Source organism: Streptomyces murinus (assembly GCF_002154555.1).
Taxonomy (GTDB): Bacteria; Actinomycetota; Actinomycetes; order Streptomycetales; family Streptomycetaceae; genus Streptomyces; species Streptomyces murinus.
In genome coordinates this window covers 1-5,497 of sequence record NZ_MUNF01000455.1, presented here as the reverse complement: position 1 = coordinate 5,497, position 5,497 = coordinate 1, and the positions used below count along the sequence as shown (strand labels likewise).

The following is a 5,497-nucleotide window of genomic DNA, read 5'->3' as shown; positions in this document are numbered from 1 at the left end:
CCGCTGTCACCCCCCGCCTGAAGCCCCCGCCGGGCTCAGTTCCTCCGCCATTGCCGCCCGTAGTCGCAGCGTGGTGACGAGTCGTTGGAAGGCCTCCGCCCAGTAGCCTCCGGCGCCCGGTGCGGCGTCCTCGGGTTCGTCGGGTATCGCCAGCAGGGACTGGAGCCGGGCCGCCTCGGCCGGGTCCAGGCAGCGTTCCGCGAGGCCCATCACGCCGCTGAAGCTCCAGGGGTAACTGCCCGCGTCCCGCGCGATGTTGAGGGCGTCCACCACGGCCCGGCCCAGCGGCNNCTCGGACAGGCCGTGGGTCGCGATGAACCCGGCGACCCACTCGGCCCGTTCCGCCGGATCCAGCGTGGCCAGCAGCTTGGCGCGCTCCGCCAGGGACACCGCCCCCGGGCCGCCCGCCTCGGGTGCCGACGGCGCGCCGAGCAGCGCCCGCGACCAGCACGCGTCCCGCTGCCGCACCGCCGCCCGGCACCAGGCCGCGTGCAGTTCGCCCTGCCAGCCGTCCGTCACCGGCAGTGCCACGATCTCCCGTGCGTCGCGCCCGCCGAGCCGGCCCGGCCAGGTGCCGAGCGGCGCGGCCTCCACCAACTGCCCGAGCCACCAGGAGCGTTCGCCTCGACCTGCGGGCGGGGTGGCCACCACGCCGTCGCGCTCCATGCCGGAGTCGCACTCGTGCGGCGCCTCCACCACGATCACCGGACCGTCCCCCGAACGGTCCAGGGCCACACACGCGGTGGCCCGTACGGCCATTCGCGCGGCCAGTGCCGAGCCCGGCAGCGCGGACAGCAGTTCCGCCGCCGTGGCCCGGACGTTGCGGCTGCGGTCGCCCAGCGCCTTCTCCAAAAATGGCTCGTCCGCCGCGGACAGGCCCGAGCGCAGCGAGTCCAGGAACATCAGCCGGTCCTCCGCCCGCTCCGTCGGCCAGGTCCCGGCCAGCAACTCACGGGCGAACGCGGGAGATCGGGCCCGCAGCGCGCCCAGCAGGGCCACCCGCTCGGCGAACAGGCCCTCCTCCCACAGCCGTCGTATCGCCTCCGCGTCCCCGGGATCCGGGAGCGCCGCGCCGCCGCCGGGGGCCGAGCGCAGGGCGAACCGCCAGTCCGGGTTGAACCGGGCCAGCCACAGCGCCCGGGGCCCCGCGAAGGCCAGCGCCGCCGGGCGCAGGTCCGTACGGCCCCGGGCCGCGTCCAGCAGCGCGGGGAGCGCCTGCGCGGGGGCCGCGTACCCATGTCCGTTGGCCGCCGCGAGCCACTGCGGGAGCAGCTCCATCAAGTCCGGGGAACTGCCCCGGCGCCCCCCGCCGGTGCCGCCGGAACGGTCGGCCAGCAGCGCCGCGAGCCGCCCGGCCGCGGCCGTGGGCAGTGCCGGGCGGGGATCCTCGGGCGCCCGCTCCGGCCGCCGCCCGGCCGGTGCGGGCCGCAGTCCGGCCCGTCGTCGTACGGTCGCCTCGGCGGCCGCGTCCAGCAGGGCGACGGGGGCGGGGCGGCCGGGCACGAGCCACCCGGGCGGGCGCCGGTCGGTGCCGAGGAGGGCGGTGGTGACCAGGTCCTCCCAGCCGCCCACGGCGTCCGGGCTCGGTGCGCTGCCGTTCATCGCGTTGCCTTCCCTTCGGATGGAGCGTTGCCTTCCCTTCGGGTGGAGTGGGGCGGGGTGGTCAGCACAGCGGCACCGCCTCCCCGCCGCCCTCGGGCCACGCCGTGAGCGGGGTGAAGCCCCGGTGGCCGCACTCGCCGAAGACCGTGACCGGGGCGCCGCCGGACAGCGCGAGCAGACGCCACAGGCCGGGGCGGGAGCGGGCGGCGCGGGTGAGGGGCAGGGCCGAGTCCGCGTCGGCGTCGGCCAGTTGCCACTGTTCGCCGTCCGGGACCGGGACGACCCGTTCCAGGACCGCCGGGACCGACTCCAGCCAGGGGTCCTCGCGCAGAGCGGTGCCGTACCGGGCCGCCGCCTCGCCCGTGGTGACACCCGGAGGGCGCAGACCGGCCGGGGCGGGCGCCGCGAACCGCTCGCCCAGCGCCGCCCGGAACTGACCGGCGCCCGGATACGCGGACAACTCGGCGTCCAGGGCGAGACCCACCGGCAGGGACAGCTCCGGGGCCCGGCCGCCCGCGCCGTAGGACAGCAGCAGCCGGATGCGGTGCGACGCGGCGCCGTACAGCCATGCCCGGCGCGTCGTCAGTTTCGTGTCCGCCGTGTCGTACTGGGCGAGGACCAGCCAGCGGTCGCGCTCGGGCGGGCCGTCCGCCGGGGCGGGCAGGCCGAGCCGGGAGCGGACCGTGGCCGCGAGGGGCTCCGGCAGCCGGTCGCGGCGCAGCCAGCCCTGGTCGAGCAGATGCACCAGCGCGCACTCCTCCAGCAACCGGGCCGGCCAGCCCGCGCCGGACGCCGGTATCGCCCCCAACTCCCGTACCCTCGCAGCCAGTCCGGGCGCCTGGGCGTCGACCATGCGGGCCGCGGTCTCCTCCCACAGTCCGTACCCCGCCTGTTCGGCCGCGGCCAGGCCGCCGCGCAGCAGGTCGGCCAGACGCTGCTCCAGCTCGGTCGCGCCCGCGGTGACCCGCTCGGCCCGGCGCTCCGCACGGCGCCGGGCCGCCTCCGGATCGGCGGCCCCACCGCCGCTGTCCGGCCGCTTGTCCTCCGCGCGCTCACGCCTGCCCGCGAGCCACTGCGCGGCCCAGTCCGGCGGCTCGGTGCGGGCCGGCACCGAACCGTCGTCCCCCGTCCACAGCAGAAGCAGCCCGAGCGCGTGCTTGCACGGGAACTTACGGCTCGGACAACTGCACTTGTACGCGGGCCCGATGAGGTCGACCACCGTCTGGTACGGCCTGCTGCCGCTGCCCTTGCACAGCCCCCACACCGACTCCTTCCCGCTCCCCGCCTCGGACCACGGACCGGCTGTGCCGAGCCTGCCACCCGCCTTGCGTGACGCGGCGTCAGGCGCCAGCGCCAGCACCTGGTCCGCGGTCCAGCGCACCCCCTGCTCAGTCATGTCTCCGACGGTAGATCCCCCCACTGACAATCGGCCCCGAGCGGGCGTTTGTGCTGGTCAGAGCGATTGTCAGTGGGGTGGTTCATCGTTGGTGGCAGATCCGAACCGGCCGAGCTGGAGGGGGCCTCAGCCATGTCAGCCAACCTTGCGTCCACGCCATCGAAGACCGCCGCACCGCACCCGGGCGAGAGCACGACGGCGCTGCGGCCGCACGCCGAGGACGCGTTCGCGGCCGAACTCGCCGCGCTGGCCGCGCAGGACGACCGGCCGCGCCCGGCCCGCTGGAAACTGTCGCCGTGGGCGGTGGCCACGTACCTGCTCGGCGGCACCCTGCCGGATGGCACGGTGATCTCGCCGAAGTACGTGGGCCCGCGCCGGATCGTCGAGGTCGCCGTCACCACGCTCGCCACCGATCGCGCCCTGCTGCTGCTCGGGGTGCCCGGCACCGCCAAGACCTGGGTGTCGGAGCATCTGGCCGCTGCCGTCAGCGGCGACTCGACCCTGCTGGTCCAGGGCACCGCCGGCACCCCCGAGGAGGCCATCCGCTACGGCTGGAACTACGCGCGGCTGCTCGCCCACGGCCCCAGCCGGGACGCCCTGGTGCCCAGCCCGGTCATGCGGGCCATGGCCGAGGGCATGACCGCCCGGGTCGAGGAGCTGACCCGGATCCCGGCCGATGTGCAGGACACCCTGATCACCATCCTGTCCGAGAAGACCCTGCCCGTCCCGGAGCTGGGCGAGGAGGTCCAGGCGGTCCGCGGTTTCAACCTGATCGCCACCGCCAACGACCGCGACCGCGGGGTCAACGACCTCTCCAGCGCGCTGCGCCGCCGCTTCAACACCGTCGTGCTGCCGCTGCCGGAGAGCGCCGAGGCCGAGGTGGACATCGTCAGCCGCCGCGTCGAGCAGATCGGCCGCTCCCTCGACCTGCCGGCCGCGCCCGACGGGACGGCGGAGATCCGCCGGGTCGTGACCGTCTTCCGCGAACTGCGCGACGGCCTGACCGGCGACGGCCGTACGAAGGTGAAGTCGCCCAGCGGCACGCTGTCCACGGCCGAGGCGATCTCCGTCGTCACGGGCGGCCTCGCGCTGGCCGCCCACTTCGGCGACGGCGTGCTGCGCCCGGCCGATGTCGCGGCCGGCATCCTCGGCGCCGTCGTCCGCGATCCGGCGGCCGACCGGGTCGTCTGGCAGGAGTACCTGGAGACGGTCGTGCGCGAGCGCGAGGGCTGGACGGACTTCTACCGCGCGTGCCGGGAGGTGAGCGCATGACCGGCGCCGGGCCGCTCCTGCTCGGGGTGCGGCACCACGGGCCCGGCTCCGCCCGCGCGGTGCGCGCCGCGCTGGACGCCGCCCGGCCCGCCGCCGTCCTGATCGAGGGGCCGCCCGAGGCCGACGCGCTGATCCCGCTGGCCGCCGACCCTGGGCTGCGGCCACCGGTCGCCCTGCTCGCCCATGCGGTGGACGAGCCCGGCCGCTCCGCGTTCTGGCCGTTCGCCGCCTTCAGCCCGGAGTGGGTGGCCGTGCGCTGGGCGCTGGAGCACGGCGCCCCGGCCCGCTTCATCGACCTGCCGGCCGCCCACACCCTCGCCTGGGACGCCGAACTCCCTTCGGTGGAAGGGGAGTCCGAGGTCGCCGAGGGCGAGCAGGTCCGTGTCGACCCGCTCGCCGCGCTCGCCGGGGCCGCCGGGTACGACGATCCCGAGCGCTGGTGGGAGGACGCCGTGGAGCACCGGGGGACGGGGGAGCGCGACCCCTTCGCCCCGTTCGAGGCGCTGGCCGAGGCCATGGGCGCGCTGCGCGAGCGGTACGGCGCGGGCGGGCGCCCCCGGGACCTGGTGCGCGAGGCGCAGATGCGGCTTCGACTGCGCGCCGCGCGCAAGGAGTTCGGGGACGCGGTGGCCGTGGTGTGCGGGGCCTGGCACGTACCCGCACTGCGGGAGCGGACGACGGTCACCGCCGACCGGGCGCTGCTGAAGGGGCTGCCCAAGGTGAAGACCGAGCTGACCTGGGTGCCCTGGACGCATCGCAGGCTGGCCCGGTCGAGCGGCTACGGCGCGGGCATCGACTCGCCCGGCTGGTACGGCCATCTCTTCCACGCCCCCGACCGGCCGGTGGAACGGTGGCTGACCAAGGTGGCCGGGCTGCTGCGGGAGGAGGACCGGATCGTGTCCTCCGCGCATGTCATCGAGGCCGTACGGCTCGCCGACACCCTCGCGGCCATGCGCGGGCGCCCGTTGCCCGGCCTGGGCGAGACCACCGACGCGGTGCGCGCGGTGATGTGCGACGGCTCGGACGTGCCGCTCGCGCTGGTGCACGACCGGCTGGTGGTCGGGGACGTCCTCGGGGAGGTGCCGGAGTCGGCTCCCGCGGTGCCGTTGCAGCGCGACCTGGTGCGGCGGCAGCGTTCGCTGCGGCTCAAGCCGGAGGCGCTGGAGCGCGAGCTGGAGCTGGATCTGCGGGGGGACACGGACGCGGGCCGCAGCAGACTGCTGCACC

The 5,497-nt window shown here is 76.3% G+C and carries 4 protein-coding genes; 2 read left to right on the top strand and 2 right to left on the bottom strand.

Translation table 11 applies throughout. From position 1 onward, the window contains the following. Positions 1-6: 6 nt before the first annotated feature. Both CCN72_RS26245 and CCN72_RS26240 read right to left on the bottom strand, forming a co-directional pair. A complete protein-coding gene (locus CCN72_RS26245) occupies positions 7-1,602 on the bottom strand; it encodes a DUF5691 domain-containing protein (protein ID WP_086810159.1) in 1,596 nt (531 codons plus the stop codon). Positions 1,603-1,663: 61 nt separating this feature from the next. Continuing rightward, positions 1,664-2,998 (bottom strand): SWIM zinc finger family protein, encoded by a 1,335-nt coding sequence (locus CCN72_RS26240; RefSeq protein WP_086810157.1) that lies wholly within the window; start codon positions 2,996-2,998, stop codon positions 1,664-1,666. 132 nt (positions 2,999-3,130) lie between these two features. Between CCN72_RS26240 and CCN72_RS26235 the strand changes: the two genes are divergently transcribed. Both CCN72_RS26235 and CCN72_RS26230 read left to right on the top strand, forming a co-directional pair. After that, entirely contained in the window at positions 3,131-4,270 is a 1,140-nt protein-coding gene (locus CCN72_RS26235; RefSeq protein WP_086810156.1) for an ATP-binding protein, read from the top strand. Then, the coding region (locus CCN72_RS26230) for a DUF5682 family protein (protein WP_244174461.1) at positions 4,267-5,497 on the top strand (1,231 nt) is incomplete at its 3' end. The genes CCN72_RS26235 and CCN72_RS26230, both read left to right, overlap by 4 nt.

Excerpts from the sequence above, each read along its gene's own strand:
- CCN72_RS26235 (WP_086810156.1), top strand. The coding sequence starts at position 3,131 with ATGTCAGCCAACCTTGCGTCCACGCCATCGAAGACCGCCGCACCGCAC.
- CCN72_RS26240 (WP_086810157.1), bottom strand. The coding sequence starts at position 2,998 with ATGACTGAGCAGGGGGTGCGCTGGACCGCGGACCAGGTGCTGGCGCTG.